The organism is Mesorhizobium erdmanii USDA 3471, assembly GCF_000472705.1.
Lineage (GTDB): Bacteria > Pseudomonadota > Alphaproteobacteria > Rhizobiales > Rhizobiaceae > Mesorhizobium > Mesorhizobium erdmanii.
The window spans coordinates 93,882-118,942 of record NZ_AXAE01000023.1; the positions used below are offsets into that span (position 1 = coordinate 93,882).

The window sequence follows — 25,061 nt, forward strand, 5'->3', positions numbered from 1 at the left end:
GTCAGGCCTTTTCGAGCGCCGGGCTTGGTGGCGCAACCGCCTTGTCGCCCTCGATCAGACCCTTCCAGTAGCTCTCCGCCCCTTGCAGGTGAGCGCTCATCAGCGCCTGGGCTAGATTGCCGTCGCGACGAAGCAGCGCCTCGTAGATCTGCACGTGCTCGGCGTGCGAGCGCACCGAGCGTTCGGGGTCGTTGAAGTAGATCGGCAGGCGCTGCTCGCCCATCAGATAGTAGACGCTGCAGATATTGTGGAAGACGCTGTTCTTGGTGGCGCGCACGATTTCGAGGTGAAACTCCCGGTCTTCCTTGGCCAGGCCCTCGCCGGCGGCGATGCGTTCCTCGGAAGCCTTGAGGATTTCGCGCAGCCGTTCGAAATTCTCTTCGGTGGCTCGCGAGCAGGCAAGCTCGGCTGCCTTGATCTCGTGGATCTTGCGCAATTCGACCGTCTCGTAAATCTGCAAGGGATCGAGCGGCAGGCCCGCGCGGGCGAAAAGCGCCAGCGCTTCGACGCTTGCCTGCTTGGTGTCGATGTAGATGCCTGACTTGGCGCGGCGCTCGACGATGCGCATGGCTTCGAGGATGGCCAGCGCCTCGCGGATCTGGCCACGGCTGACGCCGAAATGCTCCGCCAGCTCACGCTCCGACGGCGTACGCCCGGTCTCGCTGTCCGAGTGGGAGAATAGATAGGCGGCGAGTTCCGCGAGAAGGTTCTTTTCTTTCATCGTCAATTGCGTTGCGCGTGCGCCTCCAGGAATCGCTGCGAAATGGTGAATCCCAATCCGGGCTTTTCCGGGATCGCTATCATACCGTCCGTTGCTTCGACAGTCTCTTCGATCAGATCGTGGATCATCGGGTTGGCGCCGAGCGAATATTCGATGGTGAAACTCGATGGCGAGGCGGCGCAGACATGCAGGCCGGCGAAGAAACAAGGGGCGCCGGCCCACAGATGCGGCGCGAAGCGCAGATTGAAGGCGCTGGCGATGGTGCCGATCTTCATCGCCTCGCTGATGCCGCCGCAGAAGGCGGGATCGGGCTGGAAGATATCGGCGGCCTTGAGCATGGCGAGGTCGCGGAAGGCATAGCGTGTCGCCTCGCTTTCGCCGGTGGCGATGGGCACGGCGCCGGAGGCGCGCACTTCCGCCATCCCCGGCTTGTCGTCGGCGATCACAGGTTCCTCGAACCAGGCGAGATCGAGGTCGTTGACGAGATGGATGAAGCGCTTGGCTTCCGCCACCGTATAGGTGCCGTGGGCGTCGACCATCAGCTCGACATCAGGGCCGAGCGCCTGGCGCGCGGCGCGCACGCGGGCGGCTGAAATGTGCGCGGCGCCATCCATGGAGCCGACGCGCATCTTCAGCGCCTTGAAGCCGCCCCTGGCAATGTAGGATTTCAGTTGTTCGCCGATCGCATCGGCGGACGCCCAGCCTCCGGAGGCATAGGCCTGGATGCGATCAGCCTTGCGCCCGCCAAGCAGCCGCCAGACCGGCTGGCCCAGCGACTTCCCCAAAATATCCCAGAGCGCGATGTCGACGGCGCTGATGGCGGCGATGCTCATGCCGCGCCGCGCCAGTTGCGGCATGGCGTGGCCGGCGCGTGCGGCGCTGTCGTGGCGCACGCCATTGTAGAGCATTTCCCAGATGATGCCGATGTCGGCCGGGTCGCGGCCGATCAACTGCGGCCCGACCTCTTGGTTCAGCATGTGGACAAGGGCGCCGTAGCTGCCGGCGCTGCCGGCGGCGTTCTTGCCTTCGCCCCAGCCGACCAGCCCGTCATCGGTTTCGATGCGCAGGATGGCGGCGTCGAAGGTCGTCACCTGGCCGAAGTCGCTGCGATGTTGCTTCGCGGCTTCGATCGGGATGCGGACCCACCAGGCTTGGACGGTCTTGATGCGCATGTCTTTCCCCAACCCTGCCGCCGGTCGGGCGGAAGGGCAAATTTCCCGGAAGCAGTCGACTACTTGATCAGCGGCAGCAGCGTTTCGGCGGTGATGCGCATCTGGTCGGTGTAGAATTTTTCGGTGAGCACGCTGGAGCCGTGGTCCTGGATGAACTTCAGTTGCTCAGGCGAAATATCGACCGGGTGGCGCTCGACCATATCCGGATACGGCGCCGCCGGCGTGCGGTCGACCGGGGCGACGAACTCGTTGGTCAGCGCGCCGTCGTAGCCGACCTCCTTCAAGGTGGCGACGATCCTGGGCCAGTCGATCTGGCCAAGGCCGGCGGCGAAGCGGTTGTTGTCGGCGACGTGGAAGTCGAACAGGCGCTTTCCGACCTGACGGATCGCGTCATGGACGTTAAATTCCTCCATGTGGATGTGGTAGGCGTCGAGGCAGACGCCGCATTCGGGGCTGACCGCGTCGGCCAGCGCCAGCGCCTGGGCGCCACGGTTGAACAGATAGGTCTCGAACCGATTGAGCGGCTCGACGGCGATCTTGACGCCGACCTTCTTGGCATGGGTGAAGCACTCTCGGGTCGCGTCGACCACCCACTTCCATTCCTCTTCCTCGGTACCGTCCGGCACCACCTTGCCGACCGTCGCGGGGACGAGCGTGATAATCTCGCCATCAAGCTCGCTGACCATGGTCAGCACGTCCTTGACGTATTGAACGGAGCGCTCGCGCTGACCCTGGTTCCTGGCGGCAAGATTGCGTTCACCCAGCATTAGGGTCACCGCGCCCCAGCAGCGGATGCCGTGCTCCTTCAACAGCGCGCGCGTCTCCTTGGTCTTGTACTGCTCGGGCTCGCCGGAAATCTCGATCGACTCATAGCCGAATTTCTTGATGCGCTTCAGCGTCGTCTCCAACGGTTCCGCGCGCATCCAGTTGTGCGTCGAAAGATGCATGGTCTGTCCTTCCCAAATTCGTCCGTATGGTTTGCCTGCGACATGCATCGCCGAAAGGCGACGCAAGAGTTCCTCCCCAAGGCATCCCCAGCCTTTTTCCTACAACTGGTTCGACCAATTGGGCCTTAAGTGAGGTCTACAGCAAATTCCGAGGAACGGCAAGAAGCGCGGCAATGCAACTTTTTGTAAGAATTATTGCATTGATTATATTGCGATTTATGCCAATAATCTGGATATGCCGAGGGTTTTGCCGAACCATTGTCAGGCTTGACCAAATTCCGCTATTTGGTAATACCAGAATGGCAGTGCCACCGAAGCGCCTGCTGCGAAAAGACCAAAATGGCTGGCCCTGTTTCCAATCGGCGCTATGCTTGGTCGCGACACAATGAGGGAGGATGCCGATGCCGACGACAATGAAGGGCCCTGGACTGTTTCTGGCGCAGTTCGCGGGTGACGCGGCGCCATTCAATTCGCTGGCCTCGATCACCAAATGGGCCGCCGGTCTCGGCTACAAGGGCGTGCAGATCCCGACCTGGGACGCGCGCCTGTTCGACCTCGAGAAGGCGGCCTCGTCCAAGACCTATTGCGACGAGGTGAAGGGCATCTGCGCCGATGCCGGCGTCGAGATCACCGAACTGTCGACGCATCTGCAGGGGCAGCTGGTGGCGGTGCATCCGGCCTATGACGCGCAGATGGATGGTTTCGCGCCGCCTTCGGTGCACAACAATCCGAAGGCACGGCAGAAGTGGGCGGTCGAGCAGATGAAATTCGGCGCCAAGGCATCGCGCAATCTCGGGCTGAATGCCTCGGTGTCGTTCACCGGCTCGCTGGCTTTCCCTTACCTTTATCCCTTCCCGCAGCGGCCGGCCGGGCTGATCGAGGAAGCCTTCGGCGAACTCGGCAAACGCTGGAAGCCGATCCTCGATGTCTATGAGGACAATGGGGTCGATGTCGGCTACGAAATCCATCCCTCGGAAGACGTGTTCGACGGCGCGACGTTCGAGATGTTCCTCGATGCGGTCGGCGGCCACAAGCGCTGCAACATCAACTACGACCCGTCGCACTTCCTGTTGCAGCAGCTCGACTATCTCGAATTCATCGACATCTACCACGAGCGGATCAAGGCCTTCCACGTCAAGGACGCCGAGTTCAACCCGACCGGGCGGCAGGGCGTCTATTCCGGCTATCAGAGCTGGACCAATCGTGCTGGCCGCTTCCGCTCGCTCGGCGACGGGCAGGTGGATTTCGGCGGCATCTTCTCCAAGCTGACGCAGTACAATTATGATTCCTGGGCGGTGCTGGAATGGGAGTGTTGCCTGAAGCATCCCGAGGATGGCGCGGCGGAGGGCGCGCCCTTCATCCAGCACCACATCATCCGAGTGACCGAGAGGGCATTCGACGATTTCGCCAGCGGTACGACCGACAAGAAGTTGCTGCGGGCCATGATGGGAATCTAAAAACGTTTCCCTCCCCCTCGAGGGGAGGGTGGCCCGAAGGGCCGGGTGGGGTCGGTTGATGCCGAGCTCTACGCCCGGCGACCCCACCCGATCCGCTGCGCGGATCGACCTCCCCTCAAGGGGGAGGTGAACAACCAGGAGAACAAAATGGTCGGCGCATCGAAATCGGAGACGGGAGGCGGCCCGATCCGCTACGGCATGGTTGGCGGCGGGCAAGGCGCCTTCATCGGCGCGGTGCATCGCATCGCGGCGCGCATGGACAATGAGTTCGTGCTGGTGGCCGGCGCGCTGTCGGCCAATGCCGAGCGCGCCAAGGCATCGGCCGCCGAACTCGGCCTCGATGCCGAGCGCAGCTACGCCTCCTATGCCGAGATGGCGAAGGCCGAGGCCAAGCGCCCCGACGGCATCGAGGCAGTGGCCATCGTCACCCCGAACAATGTCCATGTGCCGGCTGCCAAGGCCTTTCTCGAGGCCGGCATCCACGTGATCTGCGACAAGCCGCTGGCAACGACGTTGGCCGAAGCGAAGAAGCTCGCGGCGATCGTCGAGAAGACCGGCAAGGTGTTCGTGCTGACCCACAACTACACTGCCTATCCGATGGTGCGGCAGGCGCGCGAGATGGTGGCCAAGGGCGTGCTCGGCGACATCCGCATCGTGCAGTCGGAATATCCGCAGGACTGGCTGACCGAAGACCTCGCCGCCACCGGCCAGAAACAGGCTTCATGGCGCGGCGATCCGAAACAGGCGGGGGCGGGCGGTGCGCTGGGCGACATCGGCACCCACGCCTACAATCTGGCCCGCTTCGTCTCCGGGCTGGAACTCGATTCGCTCTCGGCCGACCTCGACGCCTTCGTGCCGGGGCGGCTGCTCGATGACAATGTCAACGTCATGCTGCGCTTCAAGCCCACCGGCAAGACGCATCCGGCCAAGGGTATGATCTGGGCTAGTCAGGTAGCGCCCGGCCATGAGAACGGGCTGAAGCTGCGCATCTATGGCTCGAAGGGCGGGCTGGAATGGGTACAGGCCGATCCGAACTATCTCTGGTACACGCCCTTCGGCCAGCCGAAGCAGTTGATCACCCGCAACGGTGCCGGCTCCCTGCCGGTGGCGGGCCGTGTCAGCCGCGTGCCGCCGGGCCATCCCGAGGGTTATCTCGAAGGTTTCGCCAACATTTACCAGGAGGCGGCACGCGCCATCCGCGCGGCGCGCAGGAAAGGTGGCAAGCCGGCAAAGGATGTCGTCTTCCCGACCATCCAGGATGGCGTCGAGGGCATGGCCTTCATCGAGGCCTGCGTGAAGTCGTCGAGGAAGAACGGGGCGTGGACGAAGCTTTAGGGGTGACGATCTTCAGGTGATGCCGGCCTGCAAACGATGGCTTTCCGCTCTTCCCCGTTCTACTGCGTCGCAGTAGAACTGAGCTCACGTACCCGAAAGTACGCTCCGCTCGGGTTCTCGGAATCCACCGTTTGCGGCTCTGCCTGACCTGAATCTCGACACCCCTTGGCCGAAGGTGATGGGGGAGGGCGTCGATGAAAATCGGCATGTGCATGTTCTTGTGGACGACAGCGGTGTCGAAGAAGCACGAGCCGCTGCTTCGCGACATCAAGGCGACGGGCTTCGACGGTGTCGAGATACCGATCTTTGTCGGGGTACCTGACGATTACAAAAAGCTAGGCGACCTGCTCGATCGCATCGGGCTGGAGCGCACAGCGGTCTCGGCGATGGGCGATCCCTCGATGAACCTGATCTCGGCCGATGCGGCAACGCGCAAGGCCGGTGTCGAGTACATGAAATGGGCCGTCGATTGCGCCGATGCGCTTGGCGCGAGGACGCTGAGCGGACCGTTGCATTCGACGCTTGGCGCCTTCTCCGGCAGCGGGCCGACACCCGCCGAGAAGAACCGTTCCCTCGCCTCGCAACGCGCCATCGGCGACCATGCCGGCAAGCGCAACGTCACCATCGGGCTGGAGGCGCTGAACCGCTTCGAATGTTATCTTTTCAACACCATGGCGGACCTGTCCGAGCACATCGACGCCGTCGGCCGGCCGCACATCAAGGCGATGTACGACACTTTTCATGCCAATATCGAGGAGGCCGACCCGATCGGCGCCTATACGAAACATCGCAGGAATGTCGTTCATATCCACATATCGGAGAATGATCGTGGCGTGCCGGGGCGCGGCAACATTCCGTGGAAAGAGACTTTCGCGGCCATCCGCAAGAGCGGCTATGACGACTGGCTGACGATCGAGGCCTTCGGCCGCTCGCTGAAGGATCTGGCGGCGGCGACCAAGGTTTGGCGCGATTTTTCCGAAACGCCGGAAGCGGTTTATCGGGAGGGGTATAAGCATATCAAGAACGGCTGGAAAAAGGCGGCTTAAGCCCGCTCGTCCTTCGTCATCCTCGGCTCGGCGTCGCGTCGCTTCGTCCTTGGATGGCGAAGGCAGTGAGGCGCTGACATTGCGCCGGCTAACCCTGCTCTGCCTGAAGCCTGTTGTAGTCATGGATGGTGCGGCTGAGCCTCCGGCGCAGGAAATTCGAGATGTTGTCGAAGATGAAGACAACCAGCAGGATCAACAGCACCATGTAGAAGACGTTGGCCCAGTTGGAGTTGGTGCGCATCGCTTCCCAAAGCTTCAGGCCAATGCCGCCAGCACCGACGGCGCCGATGATGGTGGCACCGCGAGTGTTGGATTCCCACTGGTAGAGCGTCTGGCTGATGAAGACGGGTATGACTTCCGGCATCACGCCGTAGCGCTGCACCAGCAGGCCGTTGGCGCCGGTCGACAGCACGCCCTCGCGCGGCTTGTCGTCGATGTTTTCCAGCGCCTCGGAATAGGTTTTGCCGAGCGTGCCGATCTCGGTGAAGAAGATCGCGGCACTGCCGGCCAGCGGGCCGGGACCGAAGGCGCGGGTGAAGAACAGCGCCCAGATCAGCATGTCGACCGAGCGCATGAAGTCGAAGAAGCGCTTGAGCACCTGGCTGAGCACGCCGCTCGGCGTGATGTTGCGGGCGGCGAAGAAGGCAAGCGGGAAGGCGACGATGCCGCCGAGCAGCGTGCCCAGGAATGCCATGACGATGGTCTGCAAAAGCTTCGTCCAGACATCGCCGTGCTGCCACTGGGCGTTGTTCCAGATGTTGTCGCCGGCTAGCGCCAGATTGGATGTGCCGGGCTTGAGTTCAGGCCCTGAAACGATCAGCGAGACCACTTCTCCCGCCGATTTGCCGAAGAAGGGCGAACGTGTGTCGAAGACGAAGTTCGCCCAGCCGAGGAAGCGCTTGCGCACCTTGACGCGGTCGACGGTGACGCGCACCTCGCCGACGAAGCCCATCTTGGCGACGACCTCGTCGTCATGCACCGTGATCCAGTCCGGCACCGGACCCGCTACCACGGGCTTGCCGCTGGTCAGCGACATCGGCACCGTCTGGCCGTTGGCCACGATCGTTGCCAGCGCCTTGTCGAAGGTGACGGATTTTGCCGCGCCGTCGATCAGCACGGTGAAGCTGCCGTCCGGGTTCCTGATCACCCAGTCAGGGTTCGGGTTTTCGCCAAGCGCTGAAAAGCGCGGGTATCTGGGCGTGATCTCGGGCTGGTCGAGGCGGAACTCCGGCTGCAGATCATAGCTGATCCATTGTGTCAGGAAGAGCGGCAGACGCTCCCAATGCGATTCCCGCAGCACTTGCGGCAGGCTGAAGAACCACAGGACATAGACGAGGTAAGTCAGGATGCCGACGAACAGGAAGAGCGGAGCAAAGCGCTTGTACAGCGGCCGCCGGAACACCTGGGGATAGCGCTCCTCGATCGACAGCATCTCCTGCGCGGTCATGGTCGCCATGTTTTGTCTTTCCATTTGACCATGACCTCTTGGACAAAACAGTTCCCATTTGTCCGAGAACCCCGGATGCCACTTTTCGCTAACGTGGTCTTTCGATTCGGGGTCATGGTCTAAGCCCCCATCATAAAGGCCTGTTCGCCGACCAGCTTGCGGCGCAGCCAGGCGGAAAACTGGTCGATGATGAAGATGGTGGTGAACAGGAGCAGCACCAGCGCCAGCGTCTTGGCGCCGAATCCGCGCGAGATGGATAGCTTCAGTTCTTCGCCGATGCCGCCGCCGCCGACGGCGCCGATGATGGTCGAGGCGCGCACATTGATCTCGACGCGCAGCAGCGTGTAGGACATGAAATTGGGCAGCACCTGCGGCAGGTCGGCGAAGCGCACCCGCTCGAACCAATTGCCTCCGACCGCGCGAAGGCCTTCCTCGGCACGCATGTCGATGTTCTCGTTGATTTCGTAGAACAGCTTGCCGAGCGCGCCGATCGAATGCAGGCCGATTGCGATGATGGCGGCGATCGGGCCGGTCGAGACGATGGCCGCGAAGAGACCGGCGATGACGATTTCCGGAAAGGCGCGCAGCAGCTCCATGAAGCGCTTGACGACCAGCCTCAAAGCGGGGTGGGGCGTCAGGTTGCGCGCCGCGATAAAGGAAAAGGGTACCGCGAAGACGAAGCCGACGAAGGTCGAGACCAGTGCCACATTGACCGTCGTGATCATGAGCTCGAAATATTCGGGAATGTAGAATCCGCCCCAGACATAGACGCGGCCGAGCGGAAAGTTGAATTCTTGCGTGCCGGTGTCATGCGGCGAGGCAACGTCGAACAGCGCCCGCCAGACGTCGTTCCAGTCCTTCGGGATGAGCCAGCTCAGGAAATCCAGGATGTGCGGCAGCCGGTCGAAGAAATGACCGGCATTGGCTTCGTCGGCGAACCACATGCTGGCGAACATGGCGACGAGGAGCAGTCCGACGCCGAGCACCGTGTAGAACCGGCGCAGCGACGTCTGGCGTCGCCAGGCATCGGCCATCTGGCGGGTGGCGGCAGAAGGCGTTGTCAAAGAGGGTGCTGTCACGGACAGGGTCATGATCGGAGATGCAAAAAGGGCGGTGCCGCCGCATCGGCCCGAAAATCGAAGTCCGATTTTCGGAAAGTCCGATGCGGCAATCCTAGCTGCTAAAGCGTACTTTGTGCGTCCAAGTGGACGCACGTCGCTTTAGTAACGCCACCCTTTCCGATTTCGCCGTTAGCCGCCGATGGCCGCCTTACGGGCTTCGACGATGACGTTGTAGAAGTCCGGCTTCACCGGAACGTAGCCGGTGAAATCGCCACCTTCGACGCCCTCGAAGCAAGCTTTGTCCTTCTTGGGGAGGTCGGTGAAGAAGGCGGCGAGCTTGGCGGTCATCTCGTCGCCGAGCGCGGCGCGCACGACCAGCGGGCCGTTCGGGATCAGGCCCGAGCGCCAGACTTCGACGAAGTCGTTGGGGTCGACGGCGCCCTTGGCGACTTCCTTATGGAAGGTGCCGGAGGTGTAGCCGTTCTTGAAGTCGCCAATGCCGGAGGAATCGTCCACCGCGACATCGACCTTCCCGTCGCGCACGGCCAGGACGTTGTTCTCGTGGCCGCCATTGAACTGGGTCGAGGCGAAATAGGTCTCGTTCGAGGCGCCGGTGGTCTTCGGAATCTGGGTCAACGGGATCAGATAGCCGGAGGTCGAATCCGGATCGGCGTAACCGAGCTTCTTGCCCTTGGCCGACTTGATGTCGGTGATGCCGGAGGACTTCAGCGCCAGGCCGATCGAATAATAGCCCGTGGCGCCGTCGGTCTGCTGCGTTGTGAGGATCGGGGTGACGGCCTTCGGGTCCTTGATGTAGACGCTGGCATAGCCGGAGGCGCCGAGTTCGGCGAAGTCGAGCGTGCCGCCGAGCAGGCCCTGGATGACGCCGTCATAGTCGGCGGCGGGGAACAGCGAGACCTTCTCGAAGCCGAATTCGGCCTTCAGATGGTCGGCCAGGCACTGATAGTTGCGCAGCCGGTCGGTTTCGTTTTCACCGCCGAGAATGCCGACCCGGAATTCCTTCATGTCGGCGGCGTGGGCCATGTTGGTTGCCATGGCGAGCACCGAAACGGCGCTGAAAACCATCTTCCTGAACATCTGTCATTTCTCCTGTAGGCTCCGGCCCCGCGCCGGCAGCGTTCTTGATCTCAACAAGTGCCCTTGACGCGGGCGGACGATCCAGGCCGCTCTTGCTTGAACTCAGTAACCTGGGAATGCAGGTTCGAGCGGTCCGGCGGATGCTGCAATCTTGTGCTTGAAGGCAACGCTGGTGGAGGTGATTGCCTCGGAGATTTCGCTGCCACTGGCGTCGGCGCCATAGACGAGACGCACCGCCTCGCGGTTGAGTTCTTCGGGCGGGCCGTCGAAGACGACCTTGCCGGCGGACATGCCGATGATGCGGTTGCAATAGGCGCGGGCGGTATCCAGCGTATGCAGATTGGTGACGACGGTAATGCCTTCGCGCAGATTGATGTCCTGCAGCGAATCCATCACCACCTTGGCGTTGAGCGGGTCGAGCGAGGCGATCGGCTCGTCGGCGAGGATCACTTTTGGCTGCTGCATCAGGGCACGGGCGATGGCGACGCGCTGCTGCTGGCCGCCAGACAGCGTGCCGGCGGGCTGAAGTGCGGTGCGGGCGATGTCGAGCCGCTCGAGGGCCGCGACGGCCTCGGCACATTCGGCGCGCGAGAACATGCCGAGAAGGTTCGACAGGGTCGAGCGGTGGTTCAACTTGCCAAGCAGCACGTTGGTCAGCACGTCGAGGCGCGGCACCAGGTTGAACTGCTGGAAGATCATGGCGCAGTCGCGTTGCCAGCGCCGCAGCGGCGAGCCTCGCAACTGGGAGACCTCGGCGCCGTCAAAAAAAATTGACCCCTGGCTGGGGTCGACGAGACGGTTGATCATGCGAAGAAGGGTCGATTTGCCGGCGCCCGAACGGCCGATGACGCCGACCATCTGGCCCTGCGGAATCGAGATGTTGACGTCGCTGACGGCGGTGTTCTTGCCAAATCGTCGGCTGACGCCGCGGATTTCGAGCGTGGCAGAGCTTGCTGACATGAGCAGGTTCCAGTGCGGACCATATTGATCGTCAGGCTCTCGCCTAACGCAGGCACATGAACCTGCCATGTCGCCACCATGTCAGTTTTGTTACGCTCCACAGGCGTGAGGGCTGAAGCGGGTCGCGCTTCAGCCGAGCACCAGCAATTCCTCGAAATGCTTCATGTCGCGGAAGGCGCAGAAGGCAGGCGACTTGATCTCGATCACCGGAGCCTGCCTTGCGAACAGTGCCAGGCAATCGTTGAACAGGGCCTGCCACGCGCCGGCCCTGTCGTCGGCCAGACGCTGGATCTGATAGGCGAAGGTGATGTGGAAGACGTAGGCGTCGTGATCGGGGTGCCGATAGCCGAACGGTGCCGCCAGCGCATCGCGCCATTGACGCATGACGCGCACGTCGTCGTCTGTCGCGCCGGAGACGGTAAGGCCCGTGGGCACGATTTCGACCACCTTGATGTTGAATGGGCCGGCACCCTGGAAGCCTTTCAGGCGCTCCAGATAGAGGCGGGTCATGGCATCGATGCTGGTGTCGAGCGGGACGTCCTGCGGCCAGTAGGGCAGGCGGCGGCGATATTCGATGATGCCCTGGAACAGCGTCATATGCAGGCTGGAGACGGGGGTGAAGGCGAGCCGGTCGGCGTCGGGCAGGGCCAGCATCTTCTCGCGTACAGCAAGCACCACGGCTTCGGAGGGCGAGCCGCCGACCAGATGGCTGACGACGGTGTTGCCGGGCTCGGTCAGGAAATTGCCTGATGTGTCGTAGCGTGTGCCGAGATGCACCGGGGTGGTGGGGTTCGAGCCGGCAAAGAATCCGGCGAGCGAGGGTCTGACGGTGTCGAGCATGGCAATCTCCTTGGGGAGATGGCGTCCTGTCCGAGTCCTGTGTCAAGGATATGAACGGGCCTCTACTATGACGGCGATGTGAGAGACTATCCCTCGTATTTCTCCAGAAACGCCCCGGCCGACAGTTCGCGAAAATCGTTCAGTGACGCGCGCAGCCTGGCATGGTCCCAGTCCCACCAGGCGAGCGCCTGGTAGCGCTCGGCGGTGCGGCGGTCGAAGCGCTCGCGGATCGGCTTGGCCGGCACGCCGGCGACGATCGTGTAGGGTGCGACATCCTTTGAAACCACCGCACCGGCGCCGACCGCCGCGCCATCACCAATGGTGACGCCGGGCAGCACCGTCGAGCCGTGGCCGAGCCAGGTGTCATGGCCGATGGTGACGCGCTTGGCGCGGCGCTCCGCGAAAAATTCGCTCTCATGCTCGGCGTCGTCCCAATAGTCCGAGGCGCGGTAGGTGAAATGGTGCAGTGTCGGCCGCCAGGTTGGGTGGTTGGTGGCATTGAGGCGCACGCTTGCCGCGATGTTGGCAAACTTGCCGATCGTCGCACACCAGACGGCGCAATCCTGCATCATGTAGGAATAGTCGCCGAGCTCGCTCTCCGAAACTCGGCTGCGGTCGGCGATCTCGGTCCAGCGGCCGAGCGTCGAGTTGTGCACTTCCGCGGTCGAGTGGACCAGCGGCGTCTCCGACAGTTTTCTGCTCATGCGGCGAGTTTTCCCGGCGCGAAAGCGGTGACGTCGATGATGCGGTCGGCCACCGCTTCGCGCACATCGTGGTCGTGGAAGATGCCGAGCAGGGCAACGTGAGCCGTCTTCTTGGCGGCGATGAGTTCGATGACCACGTCGCGGTTTTTGGCGTCGAGCGAGGCGGTCGGCTCGTCGAGCAGCAGGATCGGATGCTCGGTGATGAAGCCGCGCGCGATGTTGACGCGCTGCTGCTCGCCGCCGGAGAAAGTCGCCGGCGGCAGCGCCCAGAGCTTTTCCGGCAAGTTGAGCTGCGCCAACAGCGCGCGTGCCTTGCCCCTGGCCGCCTCGCGGTCCTCGCCGCGTTCGACCAGCGGCTCGGCGACGACATCGAGCGCCGACACGCGCGGCACGGTGCGCAGAAACTGGCTGACATAACCGATCGTTTGCCGGCGTATGGAAAGCACGGTGCGCGGGCTGGCATGGGCGAGGTCGATCAGTCCGCCCTCGTGATTGACGATGATCTGGCCTTCATCGACGGCATAATTGCCGTAGAGCATTTTCAGGATCGAGCTCTTGCCGGCACCGGAGGGGCCGCCGAGCACGGTGCATTCGCCAGCCTTGATGGAGAAGGAAACCCCCGCGACAACGGGCAGTTTGATGCCATCGCGCAAATGCATGGTGAAGCTCTTGGCGACGTCGGAAACAACGAGCGGGGTTGGCATGTCAAAGTCCTTTGCTTTGCCGCATGATCTGATCCGAGAACCGGCTTCCACTTTTCGGGATCATGCGGCTACACCTGCAAAATCGATGAAACGAGAAGCTGCGTGTAAGGCGCGCGCGGGTCGTCGAGCACGCGGTCGGTGAGGCCGCTTTCGACGACGCGGCCGTCTTTCATCACCATCATGCGCTGCGACAGAAGGCGCGCCACGGCGAGGTCGTGGGTGACGACGACGGCCGCGAGGCCGAGGTCGGTGACCAGCCCGCGCAGGAGGTCGAGCAGGCGTGCCTGCACCGAGACGTCGAGGCCGCCGGTCGGCTCATCCATGAAGACCAGCCGCGGGCCGGTGACGAGATTGCGGGCGATCTGCAGGCGCTGGCGCATGCCGCCGGAAAAGGCGCGCGGCTCGTCGTCGATACGGTCTTGCTCGATCTCGACGCGCGACAGCCAGTCGACGGCAGTGGCGCGGATCTTGCCGTAGTGACGGTCGCCGACCGCCATCAGACGTTCGCCGACATTGGCGCCGGCCGACACCGTCATGCGCAGGCCGTCGGCCGGGTTCTGGTGGACAAAGCCCCAGTCGGTTCGCATCAGGAAGCGGCGCTCGGCCTCGCTCATGCGGTAGAGCTCGCGGAACTGGCCGTCGCGCATGCGGTAGCTGGCGGTGCCGGAGCTTGGCAGCAGCCGCGTCGACAGGCAGTTGAGCAGCGTCGTCTTGCCGGAGCCGGATTCACCGACGACAGCCAGGACTTCGCCCGGCCACAGGTCGAAGGAGACGTTGTCGCAGCCAACGCGCGAGCCGTAGAATTTGGACAGCGCCGAGACGCGCAGCAGCGGTTCGTCGGTCATTGGGCCGGCTCCAATTCTTCTGAAGCAGAATGGGCTTCCGAGGCAAAATGGGTTTCCGGGGCAAGGTGGCCGCGATGGCCCTCTTCACGCCGCTTCTCGCAGTGGTCGGTGTCGGAGCAGACGAACATGTGGCCGCCATGATCGTCGAGGATGACCTCGTCGAGATAGACATTCTCGGCCGCGCACAGCGCGCAGGGCTGGTCGAAGGTCTGCACCTCGAACGGATGATCCTCGAAGTCGAGGCTGACGACATCGGTGAAGGGCGGCACCGCATAGATGCGCTTTTCGCGGCCGGCGCCGAACAGCTGCAGGGCCGGCGAGCGATGCATCTTGGGATTGTCGAATTTCGGCGTCGGCGAGGGGTCCATGACATAGCGCCCCTCGACCTTGACCGGATAGGCATAGGTGGTGGCGATGCGGCCGTGCTTGGCGATGTCCTCGTAGAGCTTCACATGCATGAGGCCGTATTCCTCCAGCGCATGCATTTTTCGCGTTTCGGTCTCACGCGGTTCGAGGAAGCGCAGCGGCTCGGGGATCGGCACCTGGTAGACCAGCACCTGGCCGGCGGTCGGCGGATGCTCCGGAATGCGGTGGCGGGTCTGGATGATGGTGGCGCTGGCGGTGTCGGTGGTGACAGCGACATTGGCGACCTTCTTGAAGAAGGCACGGATGGAGACGGCGTTGGTGGTGTCGTCGGCGCCCTGGTCGATGACCTTCAGCACGTCGTCAGGGCCGATGATTGAGGCGGTGACCTGGACGCCGCCGGTGCCCCAGCCATAGGGCATCGGCATTTCGCGCGAGGCGAACGGCACCTGATAGCCGGGGATGGCGATGCCCTTGAGGATCGCCCGGCGGATCATCCTTTTGGTCTGTTCGTCGAGGTAGGCGAAGTTGTAGGTGGCGATGTCGGTCATGATGCGACCTCAAGTTCCTTGGCGTAGCGCTTCAGCCGCTCGGCTAGCGTGCCGGTGTGCAGTTCGAACATGTGGTTGTCGTCGTCGTAGAAATAGATCGAGCGACCTTCACCCTCGACGCGCGGACGCGGCGGGCGCATGTCGAGGCCTAGCTTGGCGACACGCTCGGCGTAGCGGTCGAAATCGGTGTCACCGATCTTGAAGGCGATGTGGTTGTAGCTGCGCTCCGGCAGCTTTTCGCCTTCCATGATGGCGATCCAAAGGTCGCCGATCAGGAAGAATTTTTCGCGCGACAGCGAGAACTGCTCGGCGTCGCTGGCATAGACCTCGCGGGCGTCGAAAATTCCGGTCAGGATTTCAGTCATCCGGCCGAGATCCCTGGCGATGAAAGTGATGTGGGAGAGGCCCTCGATCATTCCGCGGCCTCCCGCTTCTCTTCCGCCTTGGCCGGGTTCTCCCGCGCCTCGTATTCGGCGCGCATGCGGCGCACGAGGTCAAGCTCGGCCTGGAAGTCCACATAGTGCGGCAGCTTCAGATGCTCGACGAAGCCGGTTGCCTGGACATTGTCGGAGTGTGAGATGACGAACTCCTCGTCTTGGGCGGCGGCGACAATGTCCTCGCCGAGTTCGGAGGCGCGCAACGCGCGGTCGCAGAGCGCCATGGCCATCGCCTTGCGCTCGCTCTGGCCGAAGACGAGGCCGTAGCCGCGGGTGAATTGCGGCGGCGCCTTGGCCGAGCCCTTGAACTGGTTGACCATCTGGCATTCGGTGACCCGCACCGTGCCGAGCGGCGCGGCGAAAGGCAGTTCGGGCACGTCGAGTTCCAGCTCGACCTCGCCGATGCGGATTTCGCCAACGAAAGGATGGTTGCGGGCATAGCCGCGCTGGGTCGAATAGCCGAGCGCCAGGAGAAAACCCTCGTCGCCGCGCGACAGCGCCTGCAGGCGGATGTCGCGGGCCATCGGGAATTCCAGCGGCTCGCGGGTGATGTCGCCGGGGACATGGTCCCCAGGCATCTCGCCATCCGGTTCGATCAGGCCTTCGCGGGCGAGGATCGCCGAAACGCGCGGCATGGCCTGCGCTTCCGTCTCGCGCTGCAACGGCTCCGCGACATCGGCGCCGGCGGCAAGCTCGGGATCGAGCAGGCGGTGCGTGTAGTCGAAGGTCGGGCCGAGCAACTGGCCGCCGGGCAGATCCTTGTAGGTTGCCGAGACCCGCCGCTCGACCAGCATGGTGCCGGTGTCGATCGGCTCGCTGTAGCCGAAGCGCGGCAGCGTGGTGCGATAGGCGCGCACCAGGAAGATCGCCTCGATCATGTCGCCGCGTGCCTGGACGATGGCGAGCGCTGCCAGTTCCCTGTCGTAGAGCGAGCCTTCGCTCATCACCCGGTCGACGCCGAGCGCCAGCTGCTCGACAATCTGGTCGAGGCGCAGTGCCGGAACCGAACGGTCGCCGCGCCGGCGATCGGCGAGCAGGCCGTGGGCGTTGGCGATTGCGGCCTCGCCGCCTTTTACCGCGACATACATCTCAAGCCTCCATCGTCTTGATGCGCGTGGTGCGCGGCAGACAGGCTATGCCGTCCGCGGTGGCGAGGATGATGTCGACGCCGCGCGGGAAGCGTTTCATGTTCTGCTTCCACTGCTCGATGAAATGACGCGGCATCTGCGCCGGCGCGATCTTGGCGCTGGTTTCGATGCCGGGGCCTTCGAGCAGCAGCGGAGCGCCTGAGGTCAGGTCGCCGACTTGCAGGATCAGCGTGGTCGAACGGTCGGGATAATCCTGCGTGCCTTGCGAAAAGCCGTCGAGCGCCATCATCTCGGCCGGCGCGGCGACAAAGGCGAAATGCGCATCGGCCGCCGTGTTGGCCAGCGGTGCGCCGGTGTGGAAGCCAAGCCAGGAGACGATCGCGGCGGAGGCGTGCAAGGCCGGGTCGAGCCAAAGCGGCGTGTCGTTGTCGCAGAGCGCCAGTGCCACGGCGCCGGCGGTTCCCGAGAGCGGCGAAGGTGGGCGGGCCAGGGCGGGCAGAGGCTGCACGCTGCCCGGCCGCGCCATCGCGTCCATGATCGCGCGAAAAACGGTCTGAGCATTGAAGACCGGATCGGCGAAACCGCCCTCGATCGATTGTGCCGCGATATCCATCAGTCTTCTCCGCGAACCATGGTGAAGAAATCCACCTTCGTCGCCGCCGTCTCGGCGCGGCGTTTTTCATGGGCAGTGGCGAGCGCCGACCTCAAAGGCGCGATCAGCCTGATCTCGACCTCGGCGCGGCGGGCAGGGTCCTGCCAGAGCGCGTCGGCGATCGCCGCCAGCTTCGCCTTCTGCTTGTCGCGGCCAAGCGCGTAGCAATGGCCGACCTGTCCGGATGGCAGCCGGACAGTGGCGCGCGTGACGGTCGCCTCGCCGACATTGAACGGCGCGCCGCCGCCGCCGATGCGGCCGCGCAGCGTCACCAGCCCGGTCTCGGGACCGCGCAGCAATTCGGCTTGCGAGGGCAGGCCGGCCTCGTTCCAGAGCCGGACGATGTCGTCGCCGCTCGATTGCGCCAGCGTCGCCATGGCGGCCTTGCGCTCGGCCTGGTCGCGGGCTTCCTGTCCTCGCATCGGCTGCATTCCTCTTCGCTAAATTTGTCTATTGATATAGACAACTATACAAATTATACATAATACCTAACGCGAGTCCATGACGGGTGGATGACATCTCAGGGAAGGCGGGGGCAATCCATGATCGAACGACAGCAAGCCGACAGCATCGAGCGGCGCAGTGGGGTCTCGCTGTGGCGGCAGATCGCCGACAGGATCCTGCATGGAATTTCGGTGGGCGACTTCACCGAGAATGCCGCGCTGCCGCCGGAGGTGGCACTGGCCGAGCGCTATGGCGTCAACCGTCACACGGTGCGCAGCGCCATATCGGCGCTTGTCCAGGAAGGGGTGCTGCGGGCCGAGCAGGGACGCGGCACCTTCGTCCTGTCGCGCAAGCGGCTGTCCTATCCGATCGGCGCGCGCACGCGCTTTTCGACGGGCCTGCAAGGGCAGACGTCGGAACGGCACATCGTGCTGCTCGCCTCGTCGGTCGAGCCGGCCAGCCAGCGTGTCGCCGAGGGTCTTGGGCTGGGCAGGGGGGCCGAAGTGATCAGGCTCGAGACGCGTGGTGAAGCTGATAAGCGGCCGGTGTCACGCGCTGCCGGCTGGTTCGAGGCCAGGCGTTTTGCCGGCATCGACAAGGCGATGGCCGAGACCGGCTCGATCACCGCGTCGCTGGCGCGCTTCGGTGTCGAGGACTATCTCAGGCAATCGACCGTTCTGTCGGCGCGCCACGCCGATGCGGCTGATCTTGCCGACCTCGACCTGCAGCCGGGTGCCATCGTGCTGGTCACTGTGGCCGTCAACGTCACACCGGACGGCCAGCCGATCCAGTTTTCGGAATCGCGCTTTCCGGCCGAGCGGGTGGAGCTCAAATTGTCGGCGAACAGCTAGCCCTGACGTCGTCATCCTTGGGCGAAGCAGGAGCGTAGCTCCGTCGCGGAGACCCAAGAATCCATGCCGCGATCGCCGCCGAGGGACGCAATGGAGCAGAATTCTGCACCGTTGCAACGCTTCAACGTCATGCCGGCCTGCTACCTCACTTCGATCACAGCCTTGATCAGCCCGGATTTCTCGTGCACCCAGCGGGCGAGATCGCGCGGCGTGTCTTCCAACGTGGTGCGGTGGGTGACGAGCTTGGTCAATGGCACGGCGCCGTTGCGGATCGAGGCGGCGACGTGGTCGAAGTCGGCCTTCAGCGCATTGCGGCTGCCGATCAGCGTCATTTCGCGTTTGTGGAATTCCGGATCGGAAAAGACGATGTCGTCCTTGACGACGCTGACCAGCACCAGCGCGCCGCCATGCGCGACATGGGCGAAGGCCGACTGGACCGAGGCCGTATTGCCGGTGGCGTCGAAGACGACGTCGAAACCTTCACCGCCGGTCGCGTCGCGAACCAACTCGGCGCCCGTTTTCGTCGAGCCGTCGAGCGTGGCGAAGCCTAGCTCGCTTTCGGCAAAGCCGAGCCGCTCGCTGCTCATGTCGAGCAGGCTCACATCGAGCCCGGCGATGCGGGCGAAGATGGCGGTGCCTAACCCGATCGGGCCGGCGCCGATGACCAGCGTGCGGGCGCCGGTTTCGGCCTTGGCACGGCGCACGGCATGGGCGCCGATGGCGAGGAACTCCACCGCCGCGGCGTCGGCCAGCGACAGGCCCTTGGCCGGATAGAGGTTTTGTGCCGGCACCAGAATTCTTTCGCACATGGCGCCGTCACGATGGACGCCGAGCACCTCGATCCTGACACAGCAGTTGGGCTTGCCGTGCAGGCAGGCAATGCATTTGCCGCAGGACAGATAGGGGTTGATGACGACCGGCTCGCCAATGGTAAGTTCGACACCGTCACCGGTCTCGACGATCGTTCCCGACACTTCGTGGCCCATGATGCGGGGGTAGGCGAGGAACGGGTGCTTGCCCTCGAAAATGTGATAGTCGGTGCCGCAGATGCCGACATGGCTGACCGCCACCAGCGCCCAGCCGGCAGGCGGCGCGCCCGGCGCGGGGCGGTCTTCGACGACAAGGTCGCCGGGCGATCGGCAAACGACGGCTTTCATGCTCTGATCCAGTCTGTTCACGAAAATCACCGGCCCGCCAGTTGCGGCAGACCGGCGATCGGTCGGGGATGCCTATTTGCCGCGGCGCCGCAGCCCGTCGAAATAGACGATGATGATGATCAGCGCGCCGGTGATGATGCGCTGCCAGAAGGCGTTGACGTTGAGCAGGTTGGCGCCGTTGTTGATGGTGGCCAGAATGAAAGCACCAAGCAGCGGGCCGTGCACCGAGCCGACCGCGCCGAACAGCGAGGTGCCGCCGATCACCGACGAGGCGATCGCCTGCAACTCCCAGCCCTCGGCCTGGGTCGGGTTGCCGATGCCGATGCGCGAGGCGAGCAGCACGCCAACAAAGGCCGCGCACAGGCCCGACAACGTGTAGGCCATGTAGATGGTGCGCTGGACATTGACGCCGGACAGGCGGGAAGCCTCGGCATTGGAGCCGACCGAAAAGAGATAGCGGCCCCAGCGGCTGTGATGCAGGAAGATGTAGGCCGGGATGCCGACCAGGATGACCATCCAGAACAGATTGGGGACACCGAGGAAGGAGTTGCGCGAGAATTCCTGGAAGGCATCGTTGTTGATCGAGATCGAATTGCCGTTCGTCATCAGAAGGCCGATGCCGCGCAGCGACGTCAGCGTCGCGAGCGTGATGATGAAGGGCGGCAGGCCCATCTTGACGATGCCGAAGCCATGGAACAGGCCAATGGCGACGCCGACCAGAAGCGTGACCAGGATGGCGAGGAAAACCGGCAGGCCGGCATTGATCAGCATCGCGGCGATGACGGTGGCGAAGCCGACCACGGCGCCGACGGACAGATCGATGCCGCCGGTGATGATGACGAAGGTCTGGCCGACCGCCAGAATGGCGATCATCGAACCCTGACGCAAAAGGTTCGAGATGTTGTTGGCCGAGGCGAAGCTCGATGTCGCCAGCGACAGGATGACCCAGAGCAGCACCAGCAGCGCCAGCAGCGTCAGCCCGAACAGGGCGTTGTAATTACGCTTGGGTTTTTCGGCGGGGACTGCCTCGGTGCTCATATCTTTCCTCCCAGCTTTTCTTGTTTCTCGGCGAGCGCCTGTGTGAGAATTTCCTCATGATCGGCGGTGCGGAACCCGTGTGTCGCCACCAGCTTGCCGCGACGGAACACATGCAGCGTATCGGCAAGTTCATAGACTTCCGGCAAATAGGACGAGATCAGGATGATGCCTGCGCCCTTCGACAACAGCGCGCCGAACAGGCGGTAGATCTCGGCCTTGGTGCCGACATCGACACCTACCGTAGGCTCGTCGAAGATGAACAGCTTGGCGCCGTGCGCCAGCCATTTGCCGATGACGATCTTCTGCTGGTTGCCGCCGGACAGGCTGGAGGCCAGCGCGTTGCGCGTCGGCGTCTTGATCCTGAGATCGGCGATCTGGCGGTCGGCCTGGGTTTTCTCCTGAGAGCCGGAGATCAAAAGATTGTTCGAGATGCGCTTGTAGATCGGCAGGTTGAGATTGAAACCGACAGGCAGGTTGAGACACAGGCCCTGGTCGCGGCGGCTCTCCGGCGCCAGCGCCATGCCAAGCTTTATGGCATCGTGCTCGGAATTGACCTGGACCTCCTTGCCCTCCCAGAGAATCTGGCCCGCTGATTTGCGGTGGCGGCCGTAAAGCGTGGTGACGAACTCGCTGCGCCCGGCGCCGATCAGACCATAGAGCCCGACGATCTCGCCGGCGCGAACGGTCATCGAGACGTTTTCGAAGCCCTTGCCCGACAGGCCCCTCGCTTCGATGATTGCAGCGCCCGGGGTGAAATGCTCCTTGTGGTAGATCTGTTCGATCGAGCGGTTGATCATCAGCTTGACCAGTTCGGCGTCGTTGGTCTCACTGATGTTCCTAGTGCCGACCAGCGTGCCGTCGCGCAGCACTGAGACGCGATCGGCCAGCTCGAAGACTTCCTCCATGCGATGGCTGATGTAGATGATGGTCACGCCTTCGCCCTTCAGCCGGCGGATCAGGGTGAAGAGTTGGTCGGCCTCCTTGCGGGTGAGGTAGGCGGTCGGCTCGTCGAAGATCAGGAATTTGGTGCCGCGCACGGTGGCGCGGGCTGCGGCGATCAGCTGCTGCTGGCCGATGGTGAGGTCGCCGAGCACGACATGCGCCGGCAGGTCGAACCCGAGATCGTCGATGATCTTCTGCGCTTCCTTGACCATGGCGCGCTGCTGCAGGATGCCGAAGCGGGAATTCTCCTCGCCGAGGAACATGTTGGCGGCGACGGTCAAGTGACGGCAGAGCACGACTTCCTGGTGCACCGCGTTGATGCCGAGCGCCATCGCCTCATGCGGGGTTGCCAGCGCCGCCGGCTTGCCTTCCCAGATGACATCGCCTGACGTGCGCGGCATGACACCGGTCAGAAGCTTGATCAGCGTCGATTTGCCGGCGCCGTTCTCGCCGACGATGGCGTGGATTTCGCCGGATTTGAAGGCGAGGTTCACCGGCTTCAAGGCATGGGTGCCGGGATATCTTTTCTCGAGCCCGCGCAGTTCGAGGATCGTCCTGCCGGGCTCCAGCACGGGGTGAGGGTGCAGCTCTTGTGCCGTCGATGTCATGACAATCCTCCCAGATCGGCCTCCCGGATTGCCTCGCGATTTGGCACGCGGCGAGGCTTTGAAATGCCGGTCTGAGCAAGTTTAGCCCAGGCCGGCGGATTTCCAAACGACATGGCTGTTTCCGGGGCACGAGGCCCCGGAAACTGTGCGGCTGCGCCGAGGCTTAGTTGAGCTTCGGATTGAGCAGCGCGTCGATCTTTGGATCCTTCATGTTGGCCTTGGTAACGAGGTTGGCGCCGGTGTCGACATTGGCCTCGACCTTTTCGCCCTTCGAGGCAGCGAGCGCGGTCTTGATGCCGTCATAGCCCATCCGGTAAGGATCCTGGACGACGAGGCCGGAAATGACGCCGTCATTCAGGAACTTGATCAGCTTCTCGTCGCTGTCGAAGCCGATCAGTCCGACCTTGCCGGCAAGCTTGTTCTCGGCGATCGCCTGGCCGACGCCCTGCGCCATGATCAGGTTGGAGGCGAAGATACCCTTCAGGTCCGGGTTGGCTGTGATCAGGTCGGTCGCGATGTTGAGGCCGGTGGTGGCCTGGCCGTCGGCATATTTGTCGGCGACCAGTTCGAGACCGGGATACTTGGCCTTGAGCTGTTCCTTGAAGCCCTGGGCGCGCTGTTCGAGCGAGCCGGCACCAGGCAGCGCGGTGATCAGAGCGACCTTGCCTTCGACCTTGCCGCCATTGGCGGCGCCGATGGCAGCGGCAAGGCCGTCCGCGGCGACGCGGCCGCCCTGCACGTTGTCGGTGGTCAGGAACGAGGTGAAGGCCTTGGAGTCGGCGCTGGAATCGATGCCGATGATCTTGACCTTGGCGGCGGCCTCGTCGATCGGCTTGCCGAGCGCCTTGGCTTCGGTCGGCGCGATGACGACGGCGGCCGGATTGCCGGCGACGGCGTTCTCGAGGATCGAGATCTGGCCATTGACGTCGGTCTCAGCCTGGGCGCCGAGTTCCGGCACGTTGACGCCGAGATCCTTGCCGGCCTTGCGGGCGCCGGCGAGCACGATCTGCCAGTAGAACGATGTGGTGTCCTTGACGATGATCGGAATGGTCACGTCGGCAGCGGAAACCGGTGCCGTATGCATGACGCCGGCGAGCATCGAGGCTGCTGCCAGAGCCATCACGGCACGGCGGTTGAGAATGCTGGTCACGAATTTCATAGGATTCCTCCCTAAGTCGCCCGGTGAACGTTACGGAAGCTCCGTCAGGATAGGCGTGGCCCTAAACAGAACTTTATCAATAAAAAACATTTACGCTATTTTGATAGTGCATCGACATGGACGATGCAAGCGATGTTTCGCGCCTGTCCGCCCTTGGGCAGGCAGAGACACATTCAGGCACCGCCCCTCCCTGGACACGGCCAAGTGCTCCCGTTCCGTTCCGCTAGTACATGGAATATTAATTCCATGTACTAGTCAATATGGAACATTCATTCTTTTCGCAGGGTCGCGACTTTGTGAAGTCGGGCCCGCTGGTGCCGGCTTCAGGCCAGCGTCTGCACCACGGTGTAGGCACGATATTTTTCGTATTCCGTCCGCGGCACGTCAACCTCGAGCAGTTCGAGGTTGCGTGTCAGGTTCGTCAGTTTGGCGGTCCCGGTCAGCACGGTGGCGACCGTTGGCTCATCCAGGGGAAACTGAAAAGCCGCGGCGGCCAGCGGGTAGCCACCTTCGCCGGCGATCTTCTCCATGGCGTCGACCCGGTCGAGCACATCACGACTGGCGGGCTGGTAGTCGAAATGCGCGCCTTGCACTGGCCCGGTCGCCAATATGCCGGAGTTGAAGACGCCGCCGATGACGAGCGATGTCTGTTGCGATCGGCACAACGGCAGCAGCTCCGCTTCCGCGCTGCGGTCAAGCAAGGAATAGCGGCTGGCGAGCAGGATGCAGTCGAGCGGCGCCCGGCGCATCACATCGAGGCAGATCTGGACCTCGTTGACGCCGAGCCCGTAGGCGGCAATCGTGCCGGAGCGTTTCAGCTCATCGAGTGCCTTGAGCCCGCCATCCATCAGCTGGCGAAAGTGCAACTTGGTCTTCTCGACGCCATGCGTGTAGGCGCCGATGTCGTGCACATAGAGGATATCGATCTTGTTCAGGCCAAGTCGCGCATAACTGAAGTCGACCGACCGCATGATGCCGTCATAGGAATAGTCGTAGTCGACCGCGAAGGGCAGCGGATCGACATAGGAGTGATCGGGCACCTGGTCTTCCGGCACCGGACGGAAAAGACGTCCGACCTTGGTCGACAGCACATAGGAATCGCGCGGCTTGTAGCGCAGGAAATCGCCGAAGCGTCGCTCCGACAGACCGAAACCGTAGAAGGGCGCGGTGTCGAAATATCGCAAGCCCGCCTCCCAGGCGCCTTGCAGCGTCTCCATCGCCGCCTCGCGCGAACAGGCGCGGTAGAGGCCGCCGATGGCGGCACCACCGAAACTCACCTCGGTGACCTCGAGCGCCGTCTGGCCGATGCGGCGTTTTTCCATGCAAAGCCTCCCCTTTGCCGGCCGTTGCCCGGCCCGGCAGTCTACCATATGTCAGTCGGATTCAGAGCAATTCCAGGAAAAGTGAGTAGCGGTTTTCCCGGGAGAAGCGCAT

25 protein-coding genes are annotated in these 25,061 nt (G+C 63.3%); 4 read left to right on the forward strand and 21 right to left on the reverse strand.

What is annotated here, in order from left to right; all coding sequences use genetic code 11:
* Position 1: 1 nt before the first annotated feature.
* Genes A3AU_RS0119600 through A3AU_RS0119610 form a run of 3 tightly spaced genes read right to left on the reverse strand, consistent with a single transcriptional unit; the run spans position 2 to position 2,840 of the window.
* Positions 2-721: a FadR/GntR family transcriptional regulator gene (locus tag A3AU_RS0119600; RefSeq protein WP_027054374.1), complete on the reverse strand. Its 720-nt coding sequence runs from the start codon at positions 719-721 to the stop codon at positions 2-4.
* 2 nt (positions 722-723) lie between these two features.
* Positions 724-1,893, reverse strand: coding sequence for a mandelate racemase/muconate lactonizing enzyme family protein (locus A3AU_RS0119605; protein ID WP_027054375.1), 1,170 nt, complete (start codon positions 1,891-1,893; stop codon positions 724-726).
* Positions 1,894-1,952: 59 nt separating this feature from the next.
* On the reverse strand, positions 1,953-2,840 hold the full coding sequence (locus A3AU_RS0119610; protein WP_027054376.1) for a sugar phosphate isomerase/epimerase family protein: 888 nt from the start codon (positions 2,838-2,840) through the stop codon (positions 1,953-1,955).
* A 401-nt stretch (positions 2,841-3,241) separates the two neighbouring features.
* Between A3AU_RS0119610 and A3AU_RS0119615 the strand changes: the two genes are divergently transcribed.
* The 3 genes from A3AU_RS0119615 (at position 3,242) to A3AU_RS0119625 (ending at position 6,678) form a co-directional block, all read left to right on the forward strand.
* Positions 3,242-4,297, forward strand: coding sequence for a sugar phosphate isomerase/epimerase family protein (locus A3AU_RS0119615; protein ID WP_027054377.1), 1,056 nt, complete (start codon positions 3,242-3,244; stop codon positions 4,295-4,297).
* Positions 4,298-4,444: 147 nt separating this feature from the next.
* Complete coding sequence (locus A3AU_RS0119620) at positions 4,445-5,632, forward strand: Gfo/Idh/MocA family protein (RefSeq protein WP_027054378.1); 1,188 nt, start codon at positions 4,445-4,447, stop codon at positions 5,630-5,632.
* Positions 5,633-5,826: 194 nt separating this feature from the next.
* Entirely contained in the window at positions 5,827-6,678 is an 852-nt protein-coding gene (locus A3AU_RS0119625; protein WP_027054379.1) for a sugar phosphate isomerase/epimerase family protein, read from the forward strand.
* Positions 6,679-6,766: 88 nt separating this feature from the next.
* Here A3AU_RS0119625 and phnE (A3AU_RS0119630) read toward each other — a convergent pair whose 3' ends face one another.
* From phnE (A3AU_RS0119630) to phnG, 13 genes are all read right to left on the reverse strand, one after another.
* On the reverse strand, positions 6,767-8,134 hold the full coding sequence (phnE, locus tag A3AU_RS0119630; protein WP_027054380.1) for a phosphonate ABC transporter, permease protein PhnE: 1,368 nt from the start codon (positions 8,132-8,134) through the stop codon (positions 6,767-6,769).
* 110 nt (positions 8,135-8,244) lie between these two features.
* A complete protein-coding gene (gene phnE, locus A3AU_RS0119635; RefSeq protein ID WP_027054381.1) occupies positions 8,245-9,216 on the reverse strand; it encodes a phosphonate ABC transporter, permease protein PhnE in 972 nt (323 codons plus the stop codon).
* Positions 9,217-9,375: 159 nt separating this feature from the next.
* Complete coding sequence (gene phnD / locus A3AU_RS0119640) at positions 9,376-10,284, reverse strand: phosphonate ABC transporter substrate-binding protein (RefSeq protein ID WP_027054382.1); 909 nt, start codon at positions 10,282-10,284, stop codon at positions 9,376-9,378.
* A gap of 102 nt (positions 10,285-10,386) precedes the next feature.
* Positions 10,387-11,244, reverse strand: coding sequence for a phosphonate ABC transporter ATP-binding protein (gene phnC, locus A3AU_RS0119645; RefSeq protein WP_027054383.1), 858 nt, complete (start codon positions 11,242-11,244; stop codon positions 10,387-10,389).
* 129 nt (positions 11,245-11,373) lie between these two features.
* Positions 11,374-12,084: a DUF1868 domain-containing protein gene (locus A3AU_RS0119650; RefSeq protein ID WP_027054384.1), complete on the reverse strand. Its 711-nt coding sequence runs from the start codon at positions 12,082-12,084 to the stop codon at positions 11,374-11,376.
* Positions 12,085-12,170: 86 nt separating this feature from the next.
* Entirely contained in the window at positions 12,171-12,788 is a 618-nt protein-coding gene (locus A3AU_RS0119655) for a DapH/DapD/GlmU-related protein (RefSeq protein ID WP_027054385.1), read from the reverse strand.
* Positions 12,785-13,492: a phosphonate C-P lyase system protein PhnL gene (phnL, locus tag A3AU_RS0119660; RefSeq protein ID WP_027054386.1), complete on the reverse strand. Its 708-nt coding sequence runs from the start codon at positions 13,490-13,492 to the stop codon at positions 12,785-12,787. Before phnL ends, A3AU_RS0119655 begins: the two co-directional genes overlap by 4 nt.
* A 68-nt stretch (positions 13,493-13,560) precedes the next feature.
* A complete protein-coding gene (gene phnK, locus A3AU_RS0119665) occupies positions 13,561-14,337 on the reverse strand; it encodes a phosphonate C-P lyase system protein PhnK (protein WP_027054387.1) in 777 nt (258 codons plus the stop codon).
* Positions 14,334-15,251: an alpha-D-ribose 1-methylphosphonate 5-phosphate C-P-lyase PhnJ gene (locus tag A3AU_RS0119670; RefSeq protein WP_027054388.1), complete on the reverse strand. Its 918-nt coding sequence runs from the start codon at positions 15,249-15,251 to the stop codon at positions 14,334-14,336. The genes phnK and A3AU_RS0119670 overlap by 4 nt, the downstream gene beginning before the upstream one ends.
* Entirely contained in the window at positions 15,248-15,667 is a 420-nt protein-coding gene (gene fosX / locus A3AU_RS0119675) for a FosX/FosE/FosI family fosfomycin resistance hydrolase (protein WP_027054389.1), read from the reverse strand. Before fosX ends, A3AU_RS0119670 begins: the two co-directional genes overlap by 4 nt.
* Complete coding sequence (locus tag A3AU_RS0119680) at positions 15,664-16,776, reverse strand: carbon-phosphorus lyase complex subunit (RefSeq protein ID WP_027054390.1); 1,113 nt, start codon at positions 16,774-16,776, stop codon at positions 15,664-15,666. The genes fosX and A3AU_RS0119680 overlap by 4 nt, the downstream gene beginning before the upstream one ends.
* Before the next feature lies 1 nt (position 16,777).
* Positions 16,778-17,389, reverse strand: a complete 612-nt coding sequence (phnH, locus tag A3AU_RS0119685) for a phosphonate C-P lyase system protein PhnH (RefSeq protein WP_027054391.1) — start codon at positions 17,387-17,389, stop codon at positions 16,778-16,780.
* Positions 17,389-17,850 (reverse strand): phosphonate C-P lyase system protein PhnG, encoded by a 462-nt coding sequence (phnG, locus tag A3AU_RS0119690; RefSeq protein ID WP_027054392.1) that lies wholly within the window; start codon positions 17,848-17,850, stop codon positions 17,389-17,391. The genes phnH and phnG overlap by 1 nt, the downstream gene beginning before the upstream one ends.
* A 120-nt stretch (positions 17,851-17,970) precedes the next feature.
* Between phnG and phnF the strand changes: the two genes are divergently transcribed.
* Positions 17,971-18,723, forward strand: coding sequence for a phosphonate metabolism transcriptional regulator PhnF (gene phnF, locus A3AU_RS0119695; protein ID WP_027054393.1), 753 nt, complete (start codon positions 17,971-17,973; stop codon positions 18,721-18,723).
* A gap of 140 nt (positions 18,724-18,863) precedes the next feature.
* Here the strand turns inward: phnF and A3AU_RS0119700 are convergent, their stop codons facing one another.
* The 5 genes from A3AU_RS0119700 to A3AU_RS0119720 all read right to left on the reverse strand — a co-directional run bounded on the left by A3AU_RS0119700 (position 18,864) and on the right by A3AU_RS0119720 (position 24,949).
* The gene (locus tag A3AU_RS0119700; protein ID WP_027054394.1) at positions 18,864-19,880 is read right to left on the reverse strand and encodes a zinc-binding alcohol dehydrogenase family protein; all 1,017 of its coding nucleotides are present in this window, start codon (positions 19,878-19,880) and stop codon (positions 18,864-18,866) included.
* 72 nt (positions 19,881-19,952) lie between these two features.
* A complete protein-coding gene (locus A3AU_RS0119705) occupies positions 19,953-20,918 on the reverse strand; it encodes an ABC transporter permease (protein ID WP_027054395.1) in 966 nt (321 codons plus the stop codon).
* Complete coding sequence (locus A3AU_RS0119710) at positions 20,915-22,468, reverse strand: sugar ABC transporter ATP-binding protein (RefSeq protein WP_027054396.1); 1,554 nt, start codon at positions 22,466-22,468, stop codon at positions 20,915-20,917. Before A3AU_RS0119710 ends, A3AU_RS0119705 begins: the two co-directional genes overlap by 4 nt.
* Positions 22,469-22,631: 163 nt before the next feature.
* A complete protein-coding gene (locus A3AU_RS0119715; RefSeq protein WP_027054397.1) occupies positions 22,632-23,627 on the reverse strand; it encodes an ABC transporter substrate-binding protein in 996 nt (331 codons plus the stop codon).
* A gap of 323 nt (positions 23,628-23,950) precedes the next feature.
* Positions 23,951-24,949 (reverse strand): aldo/keto reductase, encoded by a 999-nt coding sequence (locus tag A3AU_RS0119720; RefSeq protein ID WP_027054398.1) that lies wholly within the window; start codon positions 24,947-24,949, stop codon positions 23,951-23,953.
* Positions 24,950-25,061: the final 112 nt, after the last annotated feature.

Coding starts and splice junctions, on each gene's coding strand:
- A3AU_RS0119705 (WP_027054395.1), bottom strand. CDS start 20,918: ATGAGCACCGAGGCAGTCCCCGCCGAAAAACCCAAGCGTAATTACAAC.
- phnL (WP_027054386.1), bottom strand. CDS start 13,492: ATGCCAACCCCGCTCGTTGTTTCCGACGTCGCCAAGAGCTTCACCATG.
- phnD (WP_027054382.1), bottom strand. CDS start 10,284: ATGTTCAGGAAGATGGTTTTCAGCGCCGTTTCGGTGCTCGCCATGGCA.
- A3AU_RS0119655 (WP_027054385.1), bottom strand. CDS start 12,788: ATGAGCAGAAAACTGTCGGAGACGCCGCTGGTCCACTCGACCGCGGAA.
- A3AU_RS0119625 (WP_027054379.1), top strand. CDS start 5,827: ATGAAAATCGGCATGTGCATGTTCTTGTGGACGACAGCGGTGTCGAAG.
- A3AU_RS0119610 (WP_027054376.1), bottom strand. CDS start 2,840: ATGCATCTTTCGACGCACAACTGGATGCGCGCGGAACCGTTGGAGACG.
- A3AU_RS0119710 (WP_027054396.1), bottom strand. CDS start 22,468: ATGACATCGACGGCACAAGAGCTGCACCCTCACCCCGTGCTGGAGCCC.
- A3AU_RS0119680 (WP_027054390.1), bottom strand. CDS start 16,776: ATGTATGTCGCGGTAAAAGGCGGCGAGGCCGCAATCGCCAACGCCCAC.
- A3AU_RS0119605 (WP_027054375.1), bottom strand. CDS start 1,893: ATGCGCATCAAGACCGTCCAAGCCTGGTGGGTCCGCATCCCGATCGAA.
- phnE (WP_027054380.1), bottom strand. CDS start 8,134: ATGGCGACCATGACCGCGCAGGAGATGCTGTCGATCGAGGAGCGCTAT.
- phnK (WP_027054387.1), bottom strand. CDS start 14,337: ATGACCGACGAACCGCTGCTGCGCGTCTCGGCGCTGTCCAAATTCTAC.
- A3AU_RS0119715 (WP_027054397.1), bottom strand. CDS start 23,627: ATGAAATTCGTGACCAGCATTCTCAACCGCCGTGCCGTGATGGCTCTG.
- A3AU_RS0119615 (WP_027054377.1), top strand. CDS start 3,242: ATGCCGACGACAATGAAGGGCCCTGGACTGTTTCTGGCGCAGTTCGCG.
- phnF (WP_027054393.1), top strand. CDS start 17,971: ATGATCGAACGACAGCAAGCCGACAGCATCGAGCGGCGCAGTGGGGTC.
- A3AU_RS0119670 (WP_027054388.1), bottom strand. CDS start 15,251: ATGACCGACATCGCCACCTACAACTTCGCCTACCTCGACGAACAGACC.
- A3AU_RS0119700 (WP_027054394.1), bottom strand. CDS start 19,880: ATGAAAGCCGTCGTTTGCCGATCGCCCGGCGACCTTGTCGTCGAAGAC.
- fosX (WP_027054389.1), bottom strand. CDS start 15,667: ATGATCGAGGGCCTCTCCCACATCACTTTCATCGCCAGGGATCTCGGC.
- A3AU_RS0119620 (WP_027054378.1), top strand. CDS start 4,445: ATGGTCGGCGCATCGAAATCGGAGACGGGAGGCGGCCCGATCCGCTAC.
- phnG (WP_027054392.1), bottom strand. CDS start 17,850: ATGCGAGGACAGGAAGCCCGCGACCAGGCCGAGCGCAAGGCCGCCATG.
- A3AU_RS0119720 (WP_027054398.1), bottom strand. CDS start 24,949: ATGGAAAAACGCCGCATCGGCCAGACGGCGCTCGAGGTCACCGAGGTG.
- phnC (WP_027054383.1), bottom strand. CDS start 11,244: ATGTCAGCAAGCTCTGCCACGCTCGAAATCCGCGGCGTCAGCCGACGA.
- phnH (WP_027054391.1), bottom strand. CDS start 17,389: ATGGATATCGCGGCACAATCGATCGAGGGCGGTTTCGCCGATCCGGTC.
- A3AU_RS0119650 (WP_027054384.1), bottom strand. CDS start 12,084: ATGCTCGACACCGTCAGACCCTCGCTCGCCGGATTCTTTGCCGGCTCG.
- A3AU_RS0119600 (WP_027054374.1), bottom strand. CDS start 721: ATGAAAGAAAAGAACCTTCTCGCGGAACTCGCCGCCTATCTATTCTCC.
- phnE (WP_027054381.1), bottom strand. CDS start 9,216: ATGACCCTGTCCGTGACAGCACCCTCTTTGACAACGCCTTCTGCCGCC.